The following is a 25,895-nucleotide window of genomic DNA, read 5'->3' as shown; positions in this document are numbered from 1 at the left end:
TTCAAGGAGAGAAATCAAGGAGATTAAAGCTATGGAGAGCATTCAACCAACAAGATCAGGCCCGACTGAGGACAAATCCGCCAGGTTGTCGGCTGGTCAGGCAGCGTACGCACTCACCCGTTCTATCACTCCTAACGATCATGAGAGCCCTCCTCACAAGAAGCTGCGGTCAATGAAGGTTGATCCAGGTGAAGCTTTCCCGTCTTTTACTCCGCTATCCGCTCGTGGTATCGAACGCCCGGATACGAAAAATAGCAAGCCTGCCTGCCATGACTTGCCACCTGGCATTTCTACTCTCATCACAGACGAGCAAATCCGATCCTCTTTTGGCGGCAAGGGACTGTTTCTGCACCGTATGCAGCAGGCCAGGATACCGGTTCCACCCTTCACTGTGGTTGACACAGCCCTGATCGCCAGGCTCGAGCAACAGCCTTTCCCCACAAAATGCCTGTTGCCCTTTTTGCCAGATATTGACACGCGAAGTCAGGAATCATTCAGCCTGGAACAATTGCGCACGATCGTTACCGAACTACCGCATCAGCAACAATCAAAATGGCTCAAGGGGTTATCCGAATTTATTGCCAGTGAGGATTTCTATCAACAGGTAGAAAATATGAGTGCTGCCGAGGATATTCGTCATCGCTACTTTGTGCTTCAGCAACAAGCCAGCGAAGCCTGCATCGTCCGCAGTTCCGGCGTTGATGAAGACTGCTTCGGCAATGCCCAGGCCGGTCGCTATGATTCCCGGGTTCATGGTGGCGGCGATATCCTGAAAACCTGCCTGCAAGTCCTGTCCTCCGCCTACCGGCCTGAAGTCTGTCCAAACGGGCAAGTAAAGCCCATGGCGCTGGTGTTCCAGCAGTGCATTCATTGCCTGCTGGGGGGCGCAGTGATCAGCCACTCAACACTGCAGGACAATACCATTGAGGTGGAATATGCACTGGGTCAACCCCGGGGGGCGGTCTCCGGAACCACAGGTATCCGCCCCCATCGTTATTCGATCAAGCGCAGTGACGACAGAAACAGCCAACCAGATCGGCAATTTACCCCGGGTGATATTACGACACAGTTTGTCCTGGAAAAAATCACCGATGAAAAGACCGGTGAAGTGGGTTATATCGAACGCAGCAACACGGCAACCACCGATGCAAAAGAGATCATGCTCTCTGACGAGATATTGCAAGAACTGCAGAAAAACATAGAAAAGCTGGAAGATATGTTCTGTTGCCCGGTCGATGCTGAGTTCGGCGTGGATGGCGATCTGCAACTCCACATGTTCCAGAGTCGACCAGTGACCGAGCTGCCGGGCAGTACCTGTTTCTCTGCACCTGCACCAACCCTGCCACTGGCTAAAGGAACCATGGTCAGTGAAGGTTGCTGCAGTGGTGTGGCCCTGGCGGTCACCGAACCGGTCAACGCAGAACAGATTCCGCCCGGAACCCTTCTGTTTGCCAATCACGCCAGTGACTGGATGCTGGCGCCTGATATTTTAAAACGTCTAGGTGGCTGCGTGTTCAAACAGGGAGGAACTAACGATCATGTTGCCATCACCCTGCGTCAGGCGGGTATACCCTGTCTGTTGGCTGGTTGTCAGTATTCTGAGGCATTAAGACAGAGCAGCGGACAACAGGTAACACTGGTAGCAGGCAGTTTTGCCGGCAGCCCCGGAGCCTGTTTGCTGTCAGGCGACCAGTCTGCCTATTGGCAGGCCAGGAGCACCACTTCCGGTCAGGATATCATCAGCTCAGCCGCAACCAGTCCTGCGGAACCACCCGACTTCACCCGTGTCGACGACGGTTTTGCCTGGCTGAACCGCCAGAATAACCGGTTGCTTGACTATTTCCACCCTGACCGTATAACAAGTCGCTGCCTTGGCCCGGGCCGAAGTAAGGCAGTCAGCATGTCAGCAAACCGATCGAAACTATTACAACAACTTGACCTTGAGATTCAGCAACTACAGAAGGATTTAGACCTGTTTGTCTCTGGTTATCAGCACTTTTTAGGTCTGGCCACAGCATCTGAATCGAATACTGCACCATCCAAAGTCAAATCCTTTACCCAGAAAATCCGACGCCTTAAAATACAATGCAAAAGCCTGAAAGATGCCATTGATGAACTGCGCTTAAAGGTGGTCTTGCCGCTGACCACCGAGCTGGAATTACCCGACCAGCCCGCGAATTTCAGACAGTGGCTAAGCGATTGCCAGACCTTGCAGGATAGATTGCAAAAACTGACCCGGCCCATATCTGTGCTCAATATTAGTTCTGCCCACGACCTGGTTTATTGGCTTCATCAGCAATTCGTTCTTGCACTCGACTCGGTGGCAGAAGCATCAGGGCAGGGACAAATCACCAAAATTTCATACACCGAAGTGCTGATTAATATACTCCCCCAGGGCGCCTGGGGACTATTAAACGACAATTGCATGTCGGTACTGAGCAAACTTGCCACATTAAGGCTACGGATACTTAATATGGTGGATGCCGCTTTTGTCAGTGCAACACTCGGAGTACACGTCTGCACTATATCCATGCTGGAACAGGCCGAGGGAGGCAAGGGCCGTACACTCCGCCTCGACATCTCTGATAAATTTTCCCAAGACGAGGAAAACACACACTTACAGGGTAAATTGAAGCGTTTCTGGTTTTTGATCCAGACACTGCGCTGCGCATCGATTGATAGTCATTCACTGCCAATGGCGGTCAGTTTCAATAAAAATGCATTGAAAATGACCATAGAATACACTCAGGTTGATTCAAAAAAAGCATTACAAGAGGGCTTTGTGAAATTAGTGACTGTTCTGAGCGGACTGACCGACCTGGATATGTCAATCAACAAATTTAATCGTGGTGAAAATCTTGACGAATGGAATTTTGAAACGCTGGTTAAAAAGTCTCAAATCGGGCTGAGCGACTCTGTAAATAACTGGACATTCAAACATTGCCTGGTAGTGGATGTATTCGAAAGCCGCAACAGGAATCGATGTCACAAAAACTATGCGTTCGTTGATTATCTGGACGACGAATACAAGTTGTTACATGAACTAGCCAAAAATACTCATGAAACTCTTGAGGCATTTCAGGGCTCGTGCAGAAGTTCAGAACTTCGCCAAATGTTAGCCAACGCCAGCAAACGGCTCAAACCCGATGATGCGGAAAGAATAATAAAGGAACTGCTGACCCACATGGTCATTGAAGACTTCCACCCGGAGCTTACTTTTACACTCTTGCGTGAGGACTTTGATTTAGATCACGATAAGGACCTGGTGCTTTTCCTGATAGAACAAAACCCGACGTTATTCCGTTATGTCTCCGACGCATTCAGGGATGATTTCGAAATAGCCAAGTCTGCAATAGGATCGCGAGGGCGGTTATTAGAATATGCCAGCGATCATCTCAAAAAGCATAAACCTCTGGTAATGCTTGCCATTAGTGATCCTGGCTGTGTTGCGCTTGAGTATGCCAGTACCGATCTCAAAAATACCCCAGATGTGGTTGTGGCAGCTACCCGACATAGTTTTCATTCCATAAAATATGCCGGGCAGACAGTAAAAAACAACGAATCCCTCTTGAGAGTGCTCATTGCAGAAAACCCTATGGTCTTGATCTATGCAACTGAGTCCCTTAAAAATGACAAGGACTTTGTCCTGCCAGTGCTCTTGGGAAATACCCGCACTTACGAAAATGCCGACATTTACAAATATCTCAGTGACAGACTGAAATCGGATCCGGATATTATGGCTGCAGCCGGGCACCCGATTGAAGTTGAACCTGAAACCGAAAGTTGAGATCAGCCTGAAAAGCCGAAAGATAAAAAGCGTTCGTGTGTCACCCTATGACTCTGATTTTCACCTTCTGAGTGCGCTTTCGTGAACTGATGTGGTGCAGACAAAGAGGCCCGGTACCGGAATAAAGTAAGGGTCTCATTTCAAGGAGAGAAATCAAGGAGATCAAAGCTATGGAGAGCATTCAATCAACAAAATCAGGCCCGACTGAGGACAAAACTGCCCGGTTATCGGGTGGTCAGGCAGCGTACGCACTCACCCGTTCTGTCACTCCTTACGATCATGAGAAAAAATTAAGACACCCTGAGAAAAAATTAAAAAATTAAGACACCCATAAAAATGTCTCTTCAGGGGAAAAAAATAAGACATTCAAAAATGTGTACTCCCAAAAAGGATCAGAAAAATCTATCTTCAAGTAGCGTATCAACGAACCAAACAGCGCCACCCAACGAACAGAGGCTGTTCAAGCCATAATTCAGGCAATACAAATTCATTCCGACATAAGTCGAAGAGAGATAAAGAGAGGGTCTTTGACGTCTTAACTGACTTCTACGCTAACCTGTCAGGTACAAACGACTGCAGGCGTTTAAACCTCGAAGCCACTTCTGTCCGGCTTCAAGTGCATAAGCCTTCATCGCCTTCAGACGGCCAACTGCCCGATAAAAACGATTATTCCATTGCATGGTTTTCAGCCACTCATCCGGATCAATTTCCAATCTTTCAAGAATCGGAGGGGTACACGACGGGATGGAACCTTTCTTGTCTGCCCTGACAATGCGGCCACTCCAGTCAACCAGTTCCAGATAGTCGTGAAGAAGGTACGGAAGGGCAACGTCCTTATTCTGGCCCTGCAAACAAAAAGGTTTCAGGGTCAGCGGCTGATTTTTAGTCTCAGAATGTGTAACCTGCTCTACGCGTTCCTGAATCGACGTGTAGTCTGATTCTTCCGGTGTTTCTACCTTTCCAGCCCGAATCGGATTCAAGTCAACGTAGGTCATGCAGGTCAGTAACGCTGCTTCGTCCAGCAATGCCTGGCTTTTAAAGCGTCCTTCCCAGAAGCGTCCTTTACACTGGTCTTCTTTATTGGCCTCACGAGCAAGATGTTCATTCAGGCAGCGCATAAACCAGCTGATATCCATTAAACGACGTCGGTATTCCTCAGCATATTCATCGATACGGGCCAATTCAGCTCTGCCCAGCTTGTCAGCGGCCAGATGCCTTTGCACCAGAAGCGGACCTCTGAACAAGGTCGTCCAACGGTGAAGCACTTGATTCCGTGACCAGCCTCTGGCAGATGACTGATTGATGTGCAAAACCACATGATAATGATTCGACATGACAGCGTAAGCACAGACTTCGATAGCAAAGACTGAAACCAGTTCCCGGAGTTTATCCACCACCCACTGACGGCGATGCTCGTAGTTCTTGCCAGTCAGGTGGTTCTCTCCACAGAGGTAAGCCTGACGAACACATCTTGCCATGCAGTGGTAATAAGGCGTTGTGCCGGGATCAATCAGGGTATTGCGAGCTTGGGCCATGAACTTACCTGTCTGGGTAAAAAATCAGTGATGGGTGAAAAAGTAGACCAGGTGGATGGTAAAGCAAATTTATGGGTGTCTTTTTGATTTAGAAAAATCTATCTTCAAGTAGCGTATCAACGAACCAAACAGCGCCACCCAACGAACAGAGGCTGTTCAAGCCATAATTCAGGCAATACAAATACATTCCGACATAAGTCGAAGAGAGATAAAGAGAGGGTCTTTGACGTCTTAACTGACTTCTACGCTAACCTGTCAGGTACAAACGACTGCAGGCGTTTAAACCTCGAAGCCACTTCTGTCCGGCTTCAAGTGCATAAGCCTTCATCGCCTTCAGACGGCCAACTGCCCGATAAAAACGATTATTCCATTGCATGGTTTTCAGCCACTCATCCGGATCAATTTCCAATCTTTCAAGAATCGGAGGGGTACACGACGGGATGGAACCTTTCTTGTCTGCCCTGACAATGCGGCCACTCCAGTCAACCAGTTCCAGATAGTCGTGAAGAAGGTACGGAAGGGCAACGTCCGTATTCTGGCCCTGCAAACAAAAAGGTTTCAGGGTCAGCGGCTGATTTTTAGTCTCAGAATGTGTAACCTGCTCTACGCGTTCCTGAATCGACGTGTAGTCTGATTCTTCCGGTGTTTCTACCTTTCCAGCCCGAATCGGATTCAAGTCAACGTAGGTCATGCAGGTCAGTAACGCTGCTTCGTCCAGCAATGCCTGGCTTTTAAAGCGTCCTTCCCAGAAGCGTCCTTTACACTGGTCTTCTTTGTTGGCCTCACGAGCAAGATGTTCATTCAGGCAGCGCATAAACCAGCTGATATCCGTTAAACGACGCCGGTATTCCTCAGCATATTCATCGATACGGGCCAATTCAGCTCTGCCCAGCTTGTCAGCGGCCAGATGCCTTTGCACCAGAAGCGGACCTCTGAACAAGGTCGTCCAACGGTGAAGCACTTGATTCCGTGACCAGCCTCTGGCAGATGACTGATTGATGTGCAAAACCACATGATAATGATTCGACATGACAGCGTAAGCACAGACTTCGATAGCAAAGACTGAAACCAGTTCCCGGAGTTTATCCACCACCCACTGACGGCGATGCTCGTAGTTCTTGCCAGTCAGGTGGTTCTCTCCACAGAGGTAAGCCTGACGAACACATCTTGCCATGCAGTGGTAATAAGGCGTTGTGCCGGGATCAATCAGGGTATTGCGAGCTTGGGCCATGAACTCACCTGTCTGGGTAAAAAAATCAGTGATGGGTGAAAAAGTAGACCAGGTGGATGGTAAAGCAAATTTATGGGTGTCTTTTTAATTATCTTTTATCCACCACCCACTGACGGCGATGCTCGTAGTTCTTGCCAGTCAGGTGGTTCTCTCCACAGAGGTAAGCCTGACGAACACATCTTGCCATGCAGTGGTAATAAGGCGTTGTGCCGGGATCAATCAGGGTATTGCGAGCTTGGGCCATGAACTCACCTGTCTGGGTAAAAAAATCAGTGATGGGTGAAAAAGTAGACCAGGTGGATGGTAAAGCAAATTTATGGGTGTCTTTTTAATTATCTTTAATTTAATTTCAACTTTGTACCAGTGTTCAGGAACTTTTTTTATTTTGTTGCATCTAAAATTAGTACAGGACACAGCTGTTTATTTTGAGCTGAAGCTCGCGGATTTTTCCGGGTTGCAACTCTTCAAGTTCAAAAGGGGCCTGCAAATTCTGGGCAGTGACTACGGAATAACCCAATAACCAAGTAAAGGAGAATCTTATGAATAATTTTAACTCTTATGGAACTAATCAATCTACTGCGGGTCCTTACCAGAAGCTAATGAAGTCAGATACGCAGAAAGCCATCACGGAAAATTTTGATAACAATAAAGCCCCTCGCTTTATAGACACTTCTGATTATAGATATCGCTATGAGACTAGAGGATTGTCTTCATATTCTATTAAGACTTCTGATGATAATTCAGAAAACAATGATAATAAAATCTTACAATTGCATGTGGATGAACGTGAATGGATTGGGATCAATGAGAATGTTCAAGCTACAGAGATTTATGGTTGCTTGTTCGCCATTCATGTTCCTGATAATGCTGAATTCTATAATGCATGGCATTTTAACTCGGTGAACAAGGCAATTTTAGCCGACGATTTAATAGAAGCCATGTTCATGATGGAGAATCCTCTTGAAGTTAGATCAGCTTACCGCGAAGCTCAGTCCTGGCTAGAAATGCTGAGTCAATATCCCGGGACGAGCTATTTATGTGCCAATGACGACGTTACAGATAAGCTCAGGAGTGTTTTTCGTGTCAGTCCGGCTAATTTCACAAAAACTGGAGAATCGGTAGCTGTTGACGTCACATTTAATATTGCTACCCGAACCTTTGAGGTGAGACATTCTCTTGAAGTTGACGCCGCTGACAGTGAGCTTGAATCCGGAAAAGAAATGCTGCAAGAGCATCTCGGGACCAGCCATTTATATGGCCCTAACGACGCTGGAGATGATCTGGAAGGGAATCCTTCTGATATTGATGCGGCTGTAGAAAAACCGGAGGACAGAGCTAACTCAGCCACGGAATAGATGGCATTGTTTGGGCCGCTCTTATTGATATCCTCCCCCAACCAGAGGCTGTCGTGAAACTCCAACAGCCCGTTCCCAGCCTGAAGAGAGTTTTGCGACATCGTCAGAACGTGGAAACGAGTGATAACAATCAGGGTTAGCACTCAAGGATAACAAAAGCGAGAGCATGCTCTGCTTCATCAGAGAGGCTCAGATGGATCGCTTTTATCCCCCTCTCTTTTTGAAGTTCCCGGGCGTAGTCCAAAAAACGCATACGAGGCGCGCCCCTCTCATCACTGAATGTCTCAAGATGCCGAAACGAAACCTTGCCTATGCCGGTTCCCAGAGCCTTGGAAGCGGCTTCCTTGGCCGCAAAGCGCTTGGCCAGCCAGGCTGCCTGCTGGGGGTGGGACGCAAAGATTTCCAGCTCGGAATCCGTAAGAATTCTGCGAGTAAAGGCCTCTGCCCGCCGCTCCAGGATTTTCCTGAATCGCGCAATACTGGCGATATCCGTGCCTATGCCTGCAATCATTTATGAAGAGAAGCTCTCAGCATTAAGGTCTTCATCTCTTTTACGGCAGTTTTCAATCCGCTAAAAAATGCCCGACCAATAATAGAATGACCAATATTCAATTCATTCATGCCATTGATAGCAGCAACAGGCTCCACGTTCTGATAGTTCAAACCATGCCCGGCATTCACTATTAAGCCTTTAGACAGGGCAAACTCAGTGGCTTTTTTCAGCCTGTCCAGCTCTGTCTGCATAGCTTCTGGTGTTTCTGCATCGGCGTATGCACCAGTATGTAGTTCAATGACAGGCGCTCCCGCTTCCACAGAAGCTTCTATCTGCCCCAGATCCGGATCAATGAAAAGAGAAACTTCGATACCAGCCTTTGCCATTCGCGAGCAGGCAGAGGAGATGGAAGACATCTGTCCAACAATATCCAGCCCCCCTTCGGTGGTCAGCTCTTCGCGTTTTTCGGGTACCAGGCAAACTGCGTGAGGCAGAACCTCTTCAGCAATGGCTAACATTTCTTCCGTAGCAGCCATCTCCAGATTCATACGGGTCTGAAGTACATGGCGAATCAGCCTGACATCCCGATCCAGAATATGACGGCGATCTTCACGCAAATGCAGAGTGATACCATCGGCTCCTGCCTGCTCCGCCTCAATGGCGGCCTGAACCGGATCAGGGTAAGTACCTCCCCGGGCCTGACGGATGGTTGCGATATGATCAATGTTCACACCCAGCAGGATGCGGTTGTGAGGAATCATGAGACAAACTTCTCCCTGGTACGGAAAAATTCCCGACTTTTCAGCGGCTTCTCTCCCACCAGAGGAACCAGTGCCAGACGGGTTAATCGTTTATAGCCCGGATAATGCCGAACCTTGTCAAAACGCCTCTCTGCCAGAGACAGCAGCAGCTCTCCGGAAAAATAGTGGGACCGGTCTTTTTCCCTAAGCTCAAGAACAGGTATAAAACCCACTCCGGCTTTGAATTCATAAAGCAGATCGGGTTTTATGTCTGTCCCTGATGCAGCGTCAGAAGTCAATGACGGGGCGTAGCCAGTTATTTCCAGCAATTCAATCTCAAACACTCTCAACAAAGGTTGCAGAGGCGCTCCCGAAGTCAGTTGTTGCAGCACAGCACTGTACAGGTCGAACAACCCCTCAACATGCTGTCCTGGCAACACTGAACGCATCAAGAGTTCATTCAGATAAAAACCACAGTAGAGTGATTGTCCCTTCAGGTTTATGGCGGCAGCGGTTTCAAAGCTGTTGAGAGTTTTCAGTTCTGACCGCCCTCTCCAACTGACGAAGAGCCGGGTAAAGGGCTGAATAGCCCAGGAGCGGGATTTTGCCTGACGAACCCCTCTGATAACCATGGCAATACGGCCATGGTCTTTCACCAGGAATTCAGCAATAACAGAGCGCTCCTTGTAGGGTCTGCTGTGCAGCATCCAGGCTGCGCTCAGTTCATTCATCAGTCGAAGTCGTAGCCAAGGCTTTTCAGAGCCCTGTCATCGTCAGACCAGCCTCCCCTGACCTTAACCCAGAGATTCAACATGACCTTGCTGTCGAACATTTTTTCCATATCAATCCGGGCTTCCTGACCGATCTGTCTCAGTCTGGCACCCTTATCACCAATGACAATCGCCTTTTGACTGGAGCGTTCAACCAGAATCAGACCACTGATGACCAGCAATGGGCCTTTTGGACGCATTTCCTGCTTGAACTCTTCGATCTCAACCGTCATTTCGTAAGGCAGTTCGTCACCCAGCTGACGCATGATCTTTTCACGAATCAGCTCAGCGGCCATGAAGCGGGAACTGCGATCAGTGATCTGGTCTTCCGGGAAGAAGTGAATACTCTCAGGCATCAGATCAGCAATCAATTTTTCCAGTTCTTTCAGGTTATGACCATGCAGAGCCGACACCGGAATAATAGCTTTAAAGTTCGCCTTATCAGAAACTTCCTGCATAAACTGCATCAGCTCTTCTTTGCGTTCCTTGAGACGATCGACCTTGTTCAGTACCAGAATAATCGGACACTTGGCATGACTGAGTTTAGTGAGCACGAGCTGGTCTTCTTCGGTCCAGGTCAAACGATCGACAACAAACACGACGGCATCAACACCGGTCAGAGCACTGCTGGCAGCACGGTTCATGTAACGGTTAATGGCCTTCTTTTCCACTTTGTGCATACCGGGGGTATCCACAAATATGGTTTGTACATTATCTTCCGTCTTTATACCAAGAACCTGGTGTCGTGTGGTCTGGGGACGGCGGGAGGTAATGGACAGCTTCTGTCCCAGAACATGGTTGAGCAGCGTTGATTTACCTACATTAGGGCGCCCGACAATTGCCACGTAGCCACATCGTTGACCTTCAGTCACTGCTTCAGATCCGGTCACGGCTGAAATCATTGATTATCTACTCGCAGTTTTTCCAATGCAAAACGGGCAGCTTGCTGCTCTGCCCCTCGACGACTGGGCCCCTGACCTTCAGTGGTTATGTCCAGACTTTCCAGCTCACAAACCACAGTGAACACCTGATCATGGGCATCACCTTCAATATTCAACACCCGATATTTTGGCAGAGGATTCTGACGAGCCTGAAGGAACTCTTGCAGACGGGTTTTAGGGTCCTTGTTCTGCTGATCGGTGACGGAGAGCCCTGCCAAACGATCAGTAAACCAGCTGCGAATACGCGCACGACAAGCCTCCATGCCAGCATCCAGATAGATGGCACCAATAATCGCTTCTACCGCATCCGCCAAAATGGATTCGCGACGATAACCACCACTCTTCAACTCACCCGAACCCAATCGCAGAGAGTCTCCCAACTGGAATTCACGGCCAATTTCAGCCAGTGTCGCTCCTCGTACCATACGAGCACGCAGTCGGCTTAGCTGGCCTTCCCGGGCATCAGGAAAACGCTCAAACAGAGCTTCTGCGATGACAAAGTTAACGATGGAATCCCCAAGGAATTCGAGTCGTTCATTATTACGACTGCCACAGCTCCTGTGGGTCAGAGCCAGCTCCAGCCGGTTACGATCAGAAAATGTATAGCCCAGCCGTCTTTCCAGCCGGGCAAGTTCATCAGTCTTCACTGAGTTTTAGCATTCCAGTTATGTTCAAAAGTTAATACAAGATCAGCGTTGTGCACCAGATGTACACGACGCTCATAATTGATTTCAACCGCCACCGACTGGCCCTTATTCCGAAGAACATTGGATTCTTCCCTGGCCAGCTGCACCCGGTTAGTCGAGAGCCCCTTATTTAGCCATTCTCTTACCTGCTGCACTCCCGCTTCTTTAATACCTGGCCTGGTATCCAAAGACGTCAGCACTTTCTTGATGGCATAATCATCCAGATAGACCGGTGTCACCTTGAGAGTCAACATGATCATAAAACCACCGACCAGTATAGCTACCAGCCAGCCCAAAGTACTCAGTCCTTTTTGTCTGTTTTTTGCAACGGTCATGATCCCTCCCGCCGGGCTATTATTGTCCGTTTTTTAAACCCCGGGACAACTCTGTCTCTGCTCACCATAACAGGCAGAGCCAAACCGAGAGAATAATTAATTTATTGTCCCATTATTCTTGAAACCGGGCAGCTGAGTCCAGCTCGGCCAGTGCATCCAGATATAAACGGCTTTACCGACAATATTCTTCTCAGGCACGGTTCCCCAATATCGACTGTCGTTACTGCGATCCCGGTTATCCCCCATCATAAAATACTGCCCTTGGGGAATGACCCAGATTCCTTCAGCTCGCAGACTTCTCACGCCCAGGTCCTTGCGAATCTCGAAGCTTTTATCATCAATGGTCTCTTCAAACAGCTGATAAGCTCGACTTTCATCCCTCAGTTGCGCGATGTATTTCTCGGGAACCGGCTTGCCATTGATGGTGAGTTTCTTGTTCAAATAGCGAATTTCATCTCCCGGTATACCAATCACCCGCTTGATAAAATTGATATTCGGATTTTGTGGCTCCTTGAAGACCATAACATCGCCACGCTCTGGCTCATTGATGGAGACAATTTTGGTACCAATGACCGGTAGACGAAGTCCGTATTCAAACTTGTTTACCAAAATAAAGTCTCCCACCTGCAGGGTAGGTATCATGGAACCGGAGGGAATCTGAAAGGGCTCAAAGAGAAAAGACCGGACCACCAGCACCAGAGCCAGAACCGGAAATATCGACTTCGAGGTCTCAATAATACTGGGCTCTTTCTCCAGACTGACCAGAGTCTCCTCGTCCGGCTCAGAACCCGAACTGGAGTTGAAGCTTTCTATGGCCGCCTTTCTTTTGGGCAATAGAACCAGCCTGTCAAACAGCGCAACCAGACCTGTAATAAAAACCGCCAGAACCAACAGCAGTGGAAAATTAATATCCATGGTTATTTGTTCTCAGATACCCGATCTTTTTTCTACCAAAATTGCTGCCAAGGCAGAATCTAAGCTGCCTCAACGGGATGTTTTTTCATATTCATGGGAAGTCCGCCTGTTTTGACAGACTCTCCATTGAGTAACCCTGACACTTTTTATCAAAGGTCAGTTATTTATCTACCTTAAGCACAGCAAGAAAAGCTTCCTGAGGAATTTCAACCCGCCCCACCTGCTTCATCCGTTTCTTACCTGCTTTCTGCTTCTCAAGCAGCTTACGCTTACGAGAAGCATCACCACCGTAACATTTCGCAGTCACATTCTTGCGCAGCGCCTTAACAGTGGTCCGTGCACAGATCTGACCACCTACTGCAGCCTGAATGGCCACATCAAACATCTGGCGCGGGATAATCTCTTTCATCTTTTCAGCCAGTGAACGACCTCTGGAGACTGCATGATCTCTATGAGCAATCAGAGCCAGTGCATCAACTTTCTCACCATTGATCAAAATATCCAGCTTAACCATGTTGGCCGTTTCAAAACGATCAAAACTGTAGTCCAAAGACGCAAAACCGCGACTAACAGACTTCAGACGATCAAAAAAATCCAGAACCACCTCGTTCATAGGCATATCATAGGTTATTGCCACCTGGCTGCCAGTGAACTGCATGTCTTTCTGAACTCCCCGACGCTCAACACACAGGGAGATCACGTTACCCAGATAATCCTGGGGAACCAGAATATTTGCCTGAACGATGGGCTCCCTGATTTCCTGGATACCAGCTGGATCTGGTAGTTTGGATGGGTTATCAACCTCTACCAGATCGCCATTTTTCAGCTCTACTTGGTAGATAACCGTCGGTGCAGTAGTAATCAGATCCAGGTTATATTCACGTTCAAGTCGCTCCTGAATGATCTCCATATGCAGCATACCCAGGAAGCCACAGCGGAAACCAAAGCCCAGGGCATCACTGCTTTCAGGCTCGTAGAACAAAGAAGCATCATTAAGACTCAGTTTTTCCAGGGCTTCACGGAAAGACTCAAAGTCGTCAGAGCTGACCGGGAAAAGACCTGCATAAACTTGAGGTTTGACCTTCTGAAAACCTGGTAGTTCCTGAACACCCGGTGTTTTTGCCAGAGTCAGGGTATCGCCCACTGGTGCTCCATGAATGTCCTTGATGCCGGCGATAACATAGCCGACTTCACCCGCTTTCAGTTCACCAGTAGCATCCATCTTTGGAGAGAAGATACCCACATTATCTACGCCGTGGGTCTGGCCAGTCGATTTGACGAGCACCTTGTCACCTTTCTTCAAGGTACCGTTCTTGACACGGACCAGAGATACAATACCGAGATAATTATCAAACCATGAATCAATAATCAAGGCCTGCAACTCACCGTCGACATCACCTTCTGGAGCAGGAATAGTCTGAACCAGACGCTCAAGCACATCGTCAATACCCAGACCACTCTTGGCGGAGCAGCGTACTGCATCCAGGGCATCAATACCGATAATTTCTTCGATTTCCTGCGCAACTCGCTCAGGTTCTGCCTGAGGCAGATCCATTTTATTCAGCACGGGCATCACTTCCAGCCCTTGCTCGATTGCGGTGTAACAGTTTGCCACAGACTGAGCTTCAACGCCCTGAGCAGCATCCACTACCAACAGAGCACCTTCACAGGCAGAAAGAGAACGTGAAACTTCATAGGAAAAGTCTACGTGTCCGGGCGTATCAATGAAATTCAACTGGTAGGTGATACCGTCTTTAGCGGTATAGTCCAGAGTGACACTCTGCGCCTTGATGGTAATACCACGCTCACGCTCAAGTTCCATGGAGTCAAGAACCTGGGCTTGCATTTCACGATCACTTAACCCTCCGCAGGACTGGATAAAGCGATCTGCCAGCGTCGACTTACCGTGGTCGATATGGGCAATAATGGAGAAATTCCTGATATGACTTAAGTCGCTCACGATTGCATCACTACAAAAAATTTGTCCCCGTTCAGAGCTCAATCTCTTTCACGAGGACAGTTGTTCAGCTTGCAGGGTCTTCGCGAGCCTGAAACAAAGGCGCGAAGCTGCTGTAAATTCAGACGAAGTCTACAGCATCTGAAGATACAGATCACCCCTGAAGACCTGAAACCCCAACCAGAACTGAATTATTCGGTCAGCCGGAATGTGATGTAGCCTGACTGCCCACCACGAATTACCCTCATGGAAACCGAGCGATCTACAGGAAGATCAGCCACTACTTTGTTAAAGTCCTTAACTGATTGAATACGGTCATTATTCAGATCTGTGATAACATCCCCTTTACGAAGACCAATGGATCGACCCACACCTGAAATCTCGCCAGTCACCACCACTCCTTTAACACTCTTTTCAAGGCGCAACTTGTTGCGATAGTCATCATTGAGGGCTTCGACCTGGATACCCAGACGGTTCTTTTTAATATCTATGCTTTGAGGACGTTCTGAGCCCTGCCCCTGCTCATCAGGCAACTCACCGACTTCCACCTTAATGATTTTTTTCTTGCCTTCACGAATCAGCTCAAGCGTTGCCTTGTCTTCCGACTTGATAACACCAATTGCCATGGGAAGAGCACCAGATCTCATGATCTCACGACCATTGACCCGGGTAATGATATCGCCTGGTTGCAACTTGGCTTTATCTGCAGGTCCACTGGGCACAATCTGACTGATCAGGGCCCCCATCGGCTTTTCAAGACCAAAAGACTCTGCCAGATCGCGATCCACCTCCTGAATAGCCACCCCCAGCCAGCCACGAGAGACATAGCCTTTATCCTTAAGCTGTTCAACAGCCCATTCAACATGGTCCGAAGGAATAGCGAAAGACAGCCCCATGAAACCACCGGAGCGGGTAAAAATCTGGGAATTGATACCAATCACTTCACCCTTCATGTTGAACAGCGGGCCACCGGAATTACCCGGGTTAATAGGCACATCTGTCTGAATGAATGGAACATAGGCGTCACTGGGCAGACTTCTGTCCAGAGCACTGACAATGCCTTTGGTGATGGAATACTCAAAGTTAAAGGGTGAACCAATAGCTGCCACCCATTGTCCCGGTTTAATATCTTCCGAATTACCCATCTTCACTGCGGGCAAATTGGCATCACTCTCAATTTTAAGCAACGCCAGATCAGAGCGCTTGTCGGCACCAATCAGTTTGGCCACCTTCTCACTGCGATCATGCAGTCTGACGATAATTTTATCTGCACCCTGCACCACATGATTGTTAGTAAGGATATAGCCATCATTAGAGATGATAAATCCGGAACCCAGGGACATGGGCTGCGGCTTACCAGAAGGCGCCTCAGGCATGGGTAAACCAAAATAGCGACGAAATATCTCGGGCAACTCTTCGCTGCCCGGACCATAAATCTGCCCACGCCCCTGTTTTGGGGTCGCAAGTGTGCTGATATTAACGACTGCGGGCGAGGCCTCTTCAAACAATCGGTCAAAGTCCGGTAACTCAGTGGCCTTAACCATTTGCAATGAAAGCAGCGAGAGACTCAGAAAATAAATAAAGTTCCTGAAGAGAAGGTTGACCCTGTTCATGAACCTGACTTCTCCTTACACCTTGTGATTAGAGACCCAAAATGGGTTTTGTGAATGAATGGTTATAACGTTTATTATGAAAAATATTCTGATGGCTAACTTTCCATATTCATTTTTCATGTTAAAAAACATTTTTCTTTGTTTTAAGCTGTTTATGCAGACCAGGACTGATCGATTGTGATTAGTTCAGGTCCGACCAACTTGCGGGGCATCACCTTTATCACCCTGACGCGACATTGGTCGCTGGTTGAATGACCCAGCATACGCACGGAAACAAACCCCGCAGCAAGGCCTGCCATAGCAGACAAGGCGGTAAAAAAATCACTCCAGCCAACAGCCGTGGCCAGCAAGAGTGCCCCCATCATAGCTACCAATGGCATCAGATAAACCAGAAACGAGGCTCTCATCAACGCACTTTCAGGTATACCTATGATGACCTGATCATCCTCTTCAATAGAGAAGTCATTGATCGCCTGGATATACGACTGATGTTTATTGGAGCGATACTTCTCAAGCAGATTCTGACCACAGCCATTTCGTACACTGCAACTCGAACAGGTGCTTTTGCGAATGGTTTCTACCCAGACAGCCCCCTGCTCAATAGCCACAACCCTGCCTTCTTCCTCAATCATTTATCTGCCTTCCGACTCTGTTCCCTGGGGCGAACTGAAACCGCTATCCTCTCGGCCGTACCCAGTGGAATCTCTCCCAAAACAGTGACATGAAAATACTTTTCACCGTTACGAAAGACTTTAGACACTGCTGCCATAGAACCGATCTGCTCAGTAGCCTGACTCAATACCCGGGTTTCATCCGGCTCAACAAATACTGAAAAACTGGCCAGTCCATCAGAAAAGTTCAGAGTATCCACCTTTTGATTACTGACAGCTGAGTTTCTACTGCTGTGGCCACGAGGCGAAAAGCCTTCAGGTATCCAGCCAGTTTCCCATTTCCATTCAGCCTTTTCAGGGACTGATTTACTGCTAAGTTTCACTACATTCTTGCCCGATGATTCAGGCAGTTTCCGTTTTAATCGCTCCAGCTCTTGCGAAGTCAACTCTTTCGGAAATTCAAGGCTGGTAAACTGCATTCTCTCGATGATCCTGCCTTCTTTGTCCACCATAACGGACTTGAGCAGCAGACCGGTTCGACGATCCAGCCATAATTGATAACCGTAACGGAAGCGGTCCGTTGGTACCACCAGCAGCTGAACGGCTTCCCTGCCCGCCACCCTGTCCAGTGCGGCTGGCTTCAGTTTGTAATGTTTGTCAAAATGACCGGAAGTAAAACGCCCCACCATAGGAACCAGAGACTCGTGCTCAAACCTTGCAGGCTCTCTTCCAGCGCTGGCAAAAGTGATATTGTTTCCCTGACGAACCATCTCTCTGGGCAATCCATCAAGGTAAGCAATACTCTCCAGCTCTTCTGACTTACCATTCACCTTCTGAAGCGTATGCGTAACTGCCAGGGTCTCAAGATTAGCACCCTGTTGGTAAACAAAGTGTCCGCGATAGGTAAGATTTTGAGTGGCCTGAATCATGGTTTCCATCCACTTTTCGGGCGTATCGGCAGGCTTGGATGACTGGCCGACAGGCTTAGATGACTGACCGACAGATTTAGATGACTGGTCGGCAGGTTTTGATGACGGATTGCCCGATTTTGATGACTCCCCGTCAGCAAAGGGACGACCCACTGTTACTACCAGCAAAACCAGCAGTAATGGCAGTAAACGCCCCCTGTTCAATCGAATTCCTTTCATAAACTCATTGTGATTCAAAAGTGGTCAAGCGTGCAAAAGGGAGGATTCCCTGTCCTGAATTCATGGCACTCATTTCAGCATGCTGAAGTGCATAAGCCCTGAAACGTTCCTTAATAGCCCTGTCTGCTACGCTCTGGGCCTGAGCAAGTTGTTCCGGGGTAATGCTGTCATGCTGACGAGAGTTGTATCCCGCCTGGATCCCGGCAGCACCATAGCCATTATGCATGATCTGCACAGGCTGCAACAGTGTCGTTTGATCAGTTACCGATGTGACCAGAGGTAAAGCTTCCGGGGTGGTGTGGTAATTTTTTACACCCAGCAACACAGCCAATGCAACAGAAGCAGCTACCGCTAGTCGCCCCGCTTTAGACCACCAATGCCCAACACCCTTCAAGACGCTGTAACCGGTTACAGATCTTTCTTTAGCCAGAGAATGAGGTGGCTCAGCCTCCAGTTGGTCGCGAATACCGGCTGACAGATCGATATTCATAAATTCGTTGGTTTCTCGCCGCAGCGCGTCACCTGCTATCTGATACCTGCGAGCTTTGCCCCGTAGATCTTCATCGCTGCCGATATTATCAAGCACCCGACGCAGTTCAAACTCTCCAGCTTCACCGTCCATCGCTGCTGACAGTGACTCATTCAACCTTTCCTGGGCATGATTGTGAGGTGTCTTCTCACTCATAGGCATACCTCCGGTCATCCGACCTGTCTGATACCCGATGCATCAAGTATCAACAATATCAATCAACATAACACGAAAATGATCACCATAAGGAAATCATTTTCTTCACTCATGGCCTTAACGGCCAGTTATGGACCGCGACGCAAAAGTGGCTCGACTTCCTTATCAATCGCCTCTCTGGCACGAAAGATTCTTGATCTTACCGTACCGACGGGACAATCCATAACATTAGCAATTTCGTCATAGCTGAGACCATCAAACTCCCTCAGCACGACAGCCGTTCGCAACTCATCCGGCAGACGACGGATTACATCATGGATAACCCGTTCAATCTCATCCCGGTAAAGATTTCTCTCGGGGGTATCAACCATTCGAAGAGACGTTGTAGTGTCCAGAAAATCTGCATCATGAACATCAATCTCAGACTCCGGAATCTTGCGCCCCCTGGAAACCAGATGATTCTTGGCAGTGTTCACAGCAATCCGGTACAGCCAGGTATAAAAAGAACTGTCGCCGCGAAACTTGTCTATTGCCCGATAGGCCTTAATAAACGTTTCCTGAGCTACATCCTGCACTTCCTGATAGTCAGTAATGTAACTACCTACCAGACCCAGTACACGATGCTGATACTTGAGAACCAGCATATCGAAAGCCGCTTTATCGCCCTTCTGAACGCGCTCAACGAGCTGCTTGTCCGCTTGTGGTTGTTCTACCATAGAGGGGGTCTCCCACTATTGCAGAAAACACATGGGCAAAAGGGAAAGGAATGGAAATATGAGACAGTCAGCTGACCGACCACAAATCGGCATCCCGGCTGACCAGACTCCCCCCCTTTCCACAAACACATGCTTGTGCTGTGAACTCTATTTTCTTCTATATAGACCATGTTTTGGCCAGAAAGTTCCCGAACTCATTCAAAAAAATTCACAGTATCGGCTGAAAACTGATTCGGACTATCACAGCGTACTATAGTGCTCGCCATAATTTCTATATACTAGATACCGATTTTTCAGTGTTTTATAACGCCGTACGTTGTGTCTGCTTTATATACCGCCAAAAGCGAAGACTGCATTACGAACCTCAGGGAGCGTAATGATTTTCACTGCAAAGGTGAGTGATATTCTCCGTACAGACCATCGGCAACCTATGACACAGCTTTAGATGGAAGTGAGTTTAACCGCCATGATTCTTAGTTCCAGTTTCACCTGTAAAACGACCATATTCACTTTATGTCCAGCTTCAGACACAGGAATCTCCACTGTCTATTGATGCCCAGTGGATAATTTCCCTGCCCGTGTTCATAATATTTTTCAGACCTGAGTCTGTCAGTGACAGACTCCCGGTACAGACCCAGCAGTCTGTTATAAAAGGATCAGAGAATATACATGCATCCAATACTTGACTATGACGTAGTAATCATTGGCAGTGGCGCAGCGGGACTGACACTAGCACTGCACCTGGACAGCCAACTTCAAGTCGCCATTCTCAGTAAGGGTGAGCTAATGGCCGGCTCTTCAGCCGGGGCCCAGGGTGGTGTCGCTGCTGTTCTGGACACACAACAAGACAGCCTGGACAAACACATAGAAGACACACTTCTTGCAGGTGCAGGACTCTGCAGGGAGTCCACTGTCAGGCACGTTGTAGAACAGGGTAATGCCAGCATCCAGTGGCTGATTAACCAGGGTGTCCCCTTTACCCGTGATGAAGAAGATGAAAAAAACTTTAATTTTCACCTGACCCGTGAAGGCGGTCACAGCACCAGAAGAATTATTCATGCTGCCGATGCGACCGGCAGAGCCATTTCAGAAACCCTGATCGATAAAGCCAGAAAACAACCCAACATTCATCTCTATGAGCACCACCTGGCCATCGATGTCGTTGCTACCAACAAACTGGGCCTGGATGAGCAAAGGTGCGTCGGGGTCTATGTGCTGGATATTCGTTCAGACCAGGTAAAACTGTTCCGTGGACGTGCACAGGCTATTGCCAGTGGCGGAGCCAGCAAAGCCTATCTTTTTACCACTAACAGCGATGGTGCCAGCGGAGATGGTATTGCTATGGCCTGGCGTGCGGGCTGCCGGGTTGCCAATCTGGAGTTCAACCAGTTTCATCCCACCTGTCTGTTCCATCCCAAGGCCAAATCCTTCCTGATATCTGAAGCGGTTCGAGGAGAAGGAGGTATGCTGGTTCGCCCTGATGGAACACGCTTTATGGATGACTACGACCACCGTGGCGAGCTGGCCCCCCGAGATATTGTTGCCAGAGCCATCGATCATGAAATGAAAAAGCTGGGTGCAGACTGTCTGTTTCTGGATATCAGTCACAAGCCACGGGATTTTATTACTTCCCACTTTCCGAATATTTATGAACGGTGTCTGGAATACGGGATTGATATGACCCGTGAACCTCTCCCCATCGTTCCGGCAGCCCACTACACCTGCGGTGGCATTCTTGTTGACCTTAACGGTCAAACGGACCTTCCGGGACTTTACGCCATCGGTGAATGTTCATTTACCGGCCTGCATGGTGCCAATCGTCTGGCCAGCAACTCACTGCTGGAATGTTTCGTCAGCGCCAGAAGTTGTGCCGAAGACATCAACCGCACCATCGCCGATCAACCTCCCTGCCCTGAAATTCCGGTGTGGGACGACAGCCTGGTGAGCGACTCTGATGAAAATGTTGTCATCTCACACAACTGGGACGAACTCAGACGCTTCATGTGGGACTACGTTGGCATTGTCAGAACGACCAAACGCCTGCTAAGAGCCAGAAACCGCTCCAGATTGTTACAGCATGAGATTCATGATTTTTACAGCAACTTCAAGATCAGCAATGACTTGATTGAATTGAGAAATCTGTCTCAGGTTGCGGAATTGATTATTGAATGCGCTCTCTCCCGGCAAGAGTCACGGGGATTGCATTTCAACCTGGACTTCCCGTTCACACAGGATCACAGCAAGGAAACTACCCTGATACCGGAAAATTTTGTGCCGGAAAACGCAATTAAGTTTTAATACCTCCAAAGGGCTGAAATCCACAGACTCGCAGGCCAGACATTTTCTAAGCCCCGGGTTTCGGCTCTTTAGAAACAGGAGCATGGTTCCTTCTCTGTTCCGGCGCTATCAGCATCGCCCCAAGACAGCCGACAACCCCAGCGACCATCAGGTAAAATGCTGGAGCTGCCTGCAACTCTGTCACTCGAATCAACCCCATTGAGATAACCGGGCCAAATCCGGCAAAAATCATGGCAGCTATATTGTAAACGAAAGCCACTCCGGTAAAACGAATGCCTACTGGAAAGGCCGATACCAGCAACAAAAAGGAAATAGCATCAATACTTCCCCATAAGATAGCTCCAATGAGAGCAGTCACCGGCAGATTCGCATCGCCAGAAGCATACCAATGAAAAAGTGGCCAGGCCATCACAACAATCAGAAAAGAAGACCCCAGCATCAGATAGCTCCTGTCTAACCGATCAGCCAGCCAGCCCGTCAGCAGGCATACAGGCACTCCGACAAACATACTGATCCCGTTGGCCACCGCCACTTCTCTGGCCGAATAATCAAGCAGCCCTGTCAGATAGCCAGGCATAAACAGTACCAGGATTGTCACAGCAACCAGCACCGGCATAACCAGCAGAAACCCGGTAAAAATTTTTGACTTGTATTGCTTGAAAAGGGTGCGCACTGGCACTCTCTCTGCTTCACCCCGAGCCAACAGCTGCCTGAAAGCTTCCGGCTCCACAAAATGTCTTCTGACGACATAACTGACAGCCCCAAGAGATCCACCCAGTATGAAGGGCACTCGCCAGCCCCAATCAATCATTTGCTCCACCGTCAACAGATAAACAAGACCCCCTTGCAGGCCAATACCCAGAAGAGTTCCAGTCATAGTGGTTGCACTCAGGATACTGACAGCAAAACCCTTTGATTGAGCAGGGACGGTTTCATAGAGATAAACGAAAGCACCACAGAGCTCACCTGCAAAAGAAAACCCTTGCAAAAAACGTAAAACAGCAAGGAGTACAGGTGCCAGCAGCCCCCACTGAGCGTAACCGGGTAGCAGGCCAATCAATAATGTTGAGATAGCCATTAAGAGAATGGTGACCGTAAAACTGGATTTACGGCTATGGCGATCTCCCCAGTGACTGAAGGCGATAGCCCCAAGTGGCCTGGAAATGTACCCAAACGCAAAAGTAACAAAGGTATTAATGAGTGAACTGGTAGTACCAGAAGCTGGAAAAAAAACCTGAGAGATATAGACTACCATGTACGCATATACAGTAAAATCGAAGGCTTCAAGGAGTCCGCCCATTGATGTAATCGCTACTACCTTTTTCTGGGACAAAGCCATAGCTAACTCTCTGAAAAATTCACAAGTAATATTGCAAAAAAATGACTTAACTTAATCTCAACAGGTCTGCAAAACAGCATCAGATATCATCTATCCGCTTCTGGGAGCCTGATCGGGAGTAGCACCTGCTCAGGAGCCTGTCGGAATTAAGACTGTCCTGCGCGACAACGCAGGAGCAGTTTCCGCGCAGGGCAGTCTATTCCCGGTCAGTTTTCAGGTGCATCACCGATCGTTAGCCATAATCATAGACAGCTCTCTGAGACGTAAAGTAGGAGGCAGGAAGTCATGAAAGCCCACAGAAATCGCTGCCTCTATCAACTGGGCGATGGAATGCACATCAAACTTTTTCTTCAGATGCTCAATGTGGGACCGGATAGTGTTTTCAGACAGTGACAGAATGCCGGCAATTTGCTTGATCTGCTGATTACAGATCAGGAAGAACAACACCTCGGACTCTCTGGGACTCAGGTTGGGCATGACACCCACACGAAATGTTGACTGACCTCTGGCTCGACCGTCCAGCTTCATCAGACAGCGGATGTTCATGGCTGCTTTCATCCATGACTGCGTCACCGAATAACCATGGCTGAGCACACCGTCTACCTGGTGCAGATGGTTGTAGTGAGGTTTTTTCCTGGAAATGTAGGCAAACCAGCCATTTCCTCCCGGATGCACATTAAGGACAGTAATCTCTTTTTTTTCCCTGATACAAATGTTGTTCTGCTCCACAATCTGGTCAGCACAGCGAGAGAATATGGGTGCTGGAATCTCTGAAAACCGTTTTCCACAGAGTTTGTAGCGGCGTGGAATACCGTACAACCGAAGAGAGTGCTCATTCATATAGAACGCTCTGGCATGGCAATCATGCACACCCCAGGCCTGCATGCGGTCGTGCTCCATAAAATGCATAAAGTCACTGGAGAGTTCCGGAGCAGAAGGTAAGTTATCGATAGAGGTCATTTTGTTATCACAATCGGTATGACTCAATACACCAGGTTTGCTCCTGCCCACCGTGGCCAGGCATAAAAAATTACAATCTGGACAACACTCTGAAATACTCACCGAAAGCCAGCTCAAAGTGACAAGAGTCACAATCCATTCAGTTGCAATTCAAGGCAAACCCAACCTGCGAATGAACAAGGATAGACCAATATTGACCATCACTGTGCGATCGATCATATTTTTAAAAAATAAAGAACATAAGTACTCAACTATTTACCTGCTGTGGCACAATGAACTTTAATCAGTCCGTTTCGTAATCTTTCATTAGGGTTTTGACTGGACAGGTAAAAATGTGCTGCCTAAGCTTCCTTCTGCTCTTGGCATTCAAGCAAGCTATTGCGTCCAGAAAACAACCTTTGTTTTTGGCTTTTATCCTTTAAGATGGTTTTTATAATTCATGAAGATACTTTCAAGTCTGTTTCTAGCCTTGATGCTGCCTTTTTGCTCTTTTCTCCGGGCTGCGAATAATGAAATTTTTGACGACGGCCTGCCGCCATATAATCATAAAGCCAAAATTAAAGTCACAAAATTCATGAATGGCTACTTGATCACCACCTCTAAAAAAATATCTGTCTCCATAAATCCGTTGGCTAAGACCATGCAAGGGAGTCAACCAATAAACAAAATTGAGTCCAAAGTTCGCTTTCAGAATAAAGAGTCTAATTTTCTTTATTACACTCTCAGTGGGTATGCATTAAAGGAGCCTTTGTTCCATCTGGTTTTAATTGAAGAACCAGAAGACTCTTCAAAATTGTATCTTGGTTACTATGAAGAGGATGAAGACAGTGTTATTGATACCACTGTTTTAAGTTCAACTCCTGCGTCCATCTTTCTAAAAAACGTTCTGGAAAAGTCTGACACATCGGCTTCCAAAATCAATGGATTCAGCACCAATAAGACTGTTTTACCACCTCATTCAGGGCAGTCTGCAAACGACACCTTGATAAATACCAATCTTACTTCCAGGAATACCGCCGGGTTACAGGGTTTGATGCCGAAAGAGCCTGACCTTAAGCCCTTCAGACCCATACTAAGTCTGGAAAAAGGGCAGGATTATGCAATCGAAGTAGTCTGGAAATCAAAGGATGCAATAACGTCAGTTGTAATGTCTGACACCAGTAGTATGACGTTTACAGCAGCCAGTACTTCAGCAACCGTGTCTTCATCAATACACCCTTCACCAGTCCAGTCTTCATCAATATTGTCTTCGACAAAACAAATACAGCCAGTCCCATTGGCAGAAATTTCCGAAAATGTCGGCACAGAGATTATTATCAAAGATAAAGACGGGATGACTCTGGCAACATTAAACCTTGATCTGGAGCCGGGTTATTTTTCGCTCAGTGATGAAAACGGATATTTGCTAGAGTACGGAATTGATCGGTTCGGGATTCATCAGCTCACTAAAATTCAAACTCATATTGAATATGTGAAAAAAAACGGGTCTAATCCTGATCGGGAAAAACCTGAGCCTGACATCATGCGTAATTTTATTGCCGGACTTGTCGCATTTGGATTAGGCTGTGTTGGTTTGGCAGCATTTATAAACCATCGTAAGAATCGTTCCCCTGCGAGACTTGATGAAGTGCCTTTATAAAAAGACCCTGAGTTTATTTATACGCTCTCTTTTGCCAACGGTTGCAGCATTAGTGGCAATTACAGCTTTCATGTCCTCTATAACGAAATTTAACTGATTGTTTGGAGCAGTGAAACACCAGTATTCGTTATGGCAGCAATA

The 25,895-nt window shown here is 47.9% G+C and carries 23 protein-coding genes; 5 read left to right on the top strand and 18 right to left on the bottom strand.

Annotation, left to right across the window (positions count from 1 at the left end):
- Window positions 1-31 precede the first annotated feature (31 nt).
- Both ACOJUN_RS19485 and ACOJUN_RS19480 read left to right on the top strand, forming a co-directional pair.
- On the top strand, window positions 32-3,787 hold the full coding sequence (locus ACOJUN_RS19485) for a DUF4116 domain-containing protein (protein ID WP_422133553.1): 3,756 nt from the start codon (window positions 32-34) through the stop codon (window positions 3,785-3,787).
- 170 nt (window positions 3,788-3,957) lie between these two features.
- Window positions 3,958-4,110, top strand: coding sequence for a hypothetical protein (locus tag ACOJUN_RS19480; RefSeq protein WP_422133552.1), 153 nt, complete (start codon window positions 3,958-3,960; stop codon window positions 4,108-4,110).
- Between the two features lie 228 nt (window positions 4,111-4,338).
- On the opposite strand, the gene ACOJUN_RS19475 is transcribed toward ACOJUN_RS19480, so the two are convergent.
- The 3 genes from ACOJUN_RS19475 to ACOJUN_RS19465 form a co-directional block, all read right to left on the bottom strand.
- Window positions 4,339-5,322, bottom strand: a complete 984-nt coding sequence (locus tag ACOJUN_RS19475) for a transposase (RefSeq protein ID WP_422133551.1) — start codon at window positions 5,320-5,322, stop codon at window positions 4,339-4,341.
- 247 nt (window positions 5,323-5,569) lie between these two features.
- On the bottom strand, window positions 5,570-6,553 hold the full coding sequence (locus ACOJUN_RS19470) for a transposase (protein WP_422133550.1): 984 nt from the start codon (window positions 6,551-6,553) through the stop codon (window positions 5,570-5,572).
- An 88-nt stretch (window positions 6,554-6,641) separates the two neighbouring features.
- Window positions 6,642-6,797 carry a hypothetical protein gene (locus tag ACOJUN_RS19465; protein WP_422133549.1) on the bottom strand — a complete coding sequence of 52 codons (156 nt, stop codon included), beginning with the start codon at window positions 6,795-6,797 and terminating at the stop codon, window positions 6,642-6,644.
- 295 nt (window positions 6,798-7,092) lie between these two features.
- Between ACOJUN_RS19465 and ACOJUN_RS19460 the strand changes: the two genes are divergently transcribed.
- The gene (locus ACOJUN_RS19460) at window positions 7,093-7,908 is read left to right on the top strand and encodes a hypothetical protein (protein WP_422133548.1); all 816 of its coding nucleotides are present in this window, start codon (window positions 7,093-7,095) and stop codon (window positions 7,906-7,908) included.
- A gap of 136 nt (window positions 7,909-8,044) precedes the next feature.
- On the opposite strand, the gene acpS is transcribed toward ACOJUN_RS19460, so the two are convergent.
- From acpS to rpoE, 13 genes are all read right to left on the bottom strand, one after another.
- Entirely contained in the window at window positions 8,045-8,419 is a 375-nt protein-coding gene (acpS, locus tag ACOJUN_RS19455) for a holo-ACP synthase (RefSeq protein ID WP_422133547.1), read from the bottom strand.
- Window positions 8,416-9,162: a pyridoxine 5'-phosphate synthase gene (gene pdxJ / locus ACOJUN_RS19450; protein WP_422133546.1), complete on the bottom strand. Its 747-nt coding sequence runs from the start codon at window positions 9,160-9,162 to the stop codon at window positions 8,416-8,418. The genes acpS and pdxJ overlap by 4 nt, the downstream gene beginning before the upstream one ends.
- A complete protein-coding gene (recO, locus tag ACOJUN_RS19445; protein ID WP_422133545.1) occupies window positions 9,159-9,872 on the bottom strand; it encodes a DNA repair protein RecO in 714 nt (237 codons plus the stop codon). Before recO ends, pdxJ begins: the two co-directional genes overlap by 4 nt.
- The gene (era, locus tag ACOJUN_RS19440; protein WP_422133544.1) at window positions 9,872-10,813 is read right to left on the bottom strand and encodes a GTPase Era; all 942 of its coding nucleotides are present in this window, start codon (window positions 10,811-10,813) and stop codon (window positions 9,872-9,874) included. The genes recO and era overlap by 1 nt, the downstream gene beginning before the upstream one ends.
- A complete protein-coding gene (rnc, locus tag ACOJUN_RS19435; RefSeq protein ID WP_422133543.1) occupies window positions 10,810-11,499 on the bottom strand; it encodes a ribonuclease III in 690 nt (229 codons plus the stop codon). Before rnc ends, era begins: the two co-directional genes overlap by 4 nt.
- A complete protein-coding gene (locus ACOJUN_RS19430; protein WP_422133542.1) occupies window positions 11,496-11,873 on the bottom strand; it encodes a DUF4845 domain-containing protein in 378 nt (125 codons plus the stop codon). Before ACOJUN_RS19430 ends, rnc begins: the two co-directional genes overlap by 4 nt.
- 96 nt (window positions 11,874-11,969) lie before the next feature.
- Entirely contained in the window at window positions 11,970-12,788 is an 819-nt protein-coding gene (lepB, locus tag ACOJUN_RS19425) for a signal peptidase I (protein ID WP_422133541.1), read from the bottom strand.
- Window positions 12,789-12,948: 160 nt separating this feature from the next.
- Window positions 12,949-14,748, bottom strand: coding sequence for a translation elongation factor 4 (gene lepA, locus ACOJUN_RS19420; protein ID WP_422133540.1), 1,800 nt, complete (start codon window positions 14,746-14,748; stop codon window positions 12,949-12,951).
- 188 nt (window positions 14,749-14,936) lie between these two features.
- Window positions 14,937-16,358, bottom strand: coding sequence for a DegQ family serine endoprotease (locus ACOJUN_RS19415; RefSeq protein ID WP_422133539.1), 1,422 nt, complete (start codon window positions 16,356-16,358; stop codon window positions 14,937-14,939).
- 152 nt (window positions 16,359-16,510) lie between these two features.
- Window positions 16,511-16,990, bottom strand: a complete 480-nt coding sequence (locus ACOJUN_RS19410) for a SoxR reducing system RseC family protein (protein ID WP_422133538.1) — start codon at window positions 16,988-16,990, stop codon at window positions 16,511-16,513.
- The gene (locus tag ACOJUN_RS19405) at window positions 16,987-18,117 is read right to left on the bottom strand and encodes a MucB/RseB C-terminal domain-containing protein (protein WP_422133537.1); all 1,131 of its coding nucleotides are present in this window, start codon (window positions 18,115-18,117) and stop codon (window positions 16,987-16,989) included. The genes ACOJUN_RS19410 and ACOJUN_RS19405 overlap by 4 nt, the downstream gene beginning before the upstream one ends.
- Window positions 18,118-18,121: 4 nt before the next feature.
- Window positions 18,122-18,802, bottom strand: coding sequence for a sigma-E factor negative regulatory protein (locus ACOJUN_RS19400; protein WP_422133536.1), 681 nt, complete (start codon window positions 18,800-18,802; stop codon window positions 18,122-18,124).
- Window positions 18,803-18,930: 128 nt separating this feature from the next.
- The gene (gene rpoE, locus ACOJUN_RS19395; RefSeq protein WP_422133535.1) at window positions 18,931-19,518 is read right to left on the bottom strand and encodes an RNA polymerase sigma factor RpoE; all 588 of its coding nucleotides are present in this window, start codon (window positions 19,516-19,518) and stop codon (window positions 18,931-18,933) included.
- 669 nt (window positions 19,519-20,187) lie between these two features.
- On the opposite strand from rpoE, the gene nadB reads away from it, so the two are divergent.
- A complete protein-coding gene (gene nadB, locus ACOJUN_RS19390) occupies window positions 20,188-21,816 on the top strand; it encodes an L-aspartate oxidase (RefSeq protein ID WP_422133534.1) in 1,629 nt (542 codons plus the stop codon).
- A gap of 46 nt (window positions 21,817-21,862) precedes the next feature.
- Here the strand turns inward: nadB and ACOJUN_RS19385 are convergent, their stop codons facing one another.
- Together ACOJUN_RS19385 and ACOJUN_RS19380 are read right to left on the bottom strand one after the other, a co-directional pair.
- Entirely contained in the window at window positions 21,863-23,155 is a 1,293-nt protein-coding gene (locus ACOJUN_RS19385) for an MFS transporter (RefSeq protein WP_422133533.1), read from the bottom strand.
- Between the two features lie 222 nt (window positions 23,156-23,377).
- Window positions 23,378-24,115 carry a helix-turn-helix transcriptional regulator gene (locus ACOJUN_RS19380; RefSeq protein WP_422133532.1) on the bottom strand — a complete coding sequence of 246 codons (738 nt, stop codon included), beginning with the start codon at window positions 24,113-24,115 and terminating at the stop codon, window positions 23,378-23,380.
- Between the two features lie 439 nt (window positions 24,116-24,554).
- Here ACOJUN_RS19380 and ACOJUN_RS19375 point away from each other — a divergent pair, with 439 nt between their 5' ends.
- Window positions 24,555-25,754 (top strand): hypothetical protein, encoded by a 1,200-nt coding sequence (locus tag ACOJUN_RS19375; protein ID WP_422133531.1) that lies wholly within the window; start codon window positions 24,555-24,557, stop codon window positions 25,752-25,754.
- Window positions 25,755-25,895: the final 141 nt, after the last annotated feature.

This window comes from Endozoicomonas sp. ALD040 (assembly GCF_049275945.1).
Lineage (GTDB): Bacteria > Pseudomonadota > Gammaproteobacteria > Pseudomonadales > Endozoicomonadaceae > Endozoicomonas_A.
Note: the sequence above shows the minus strand (reverse complement) of the source record. Positions and strands in the feature narration are given on the sequence as shown.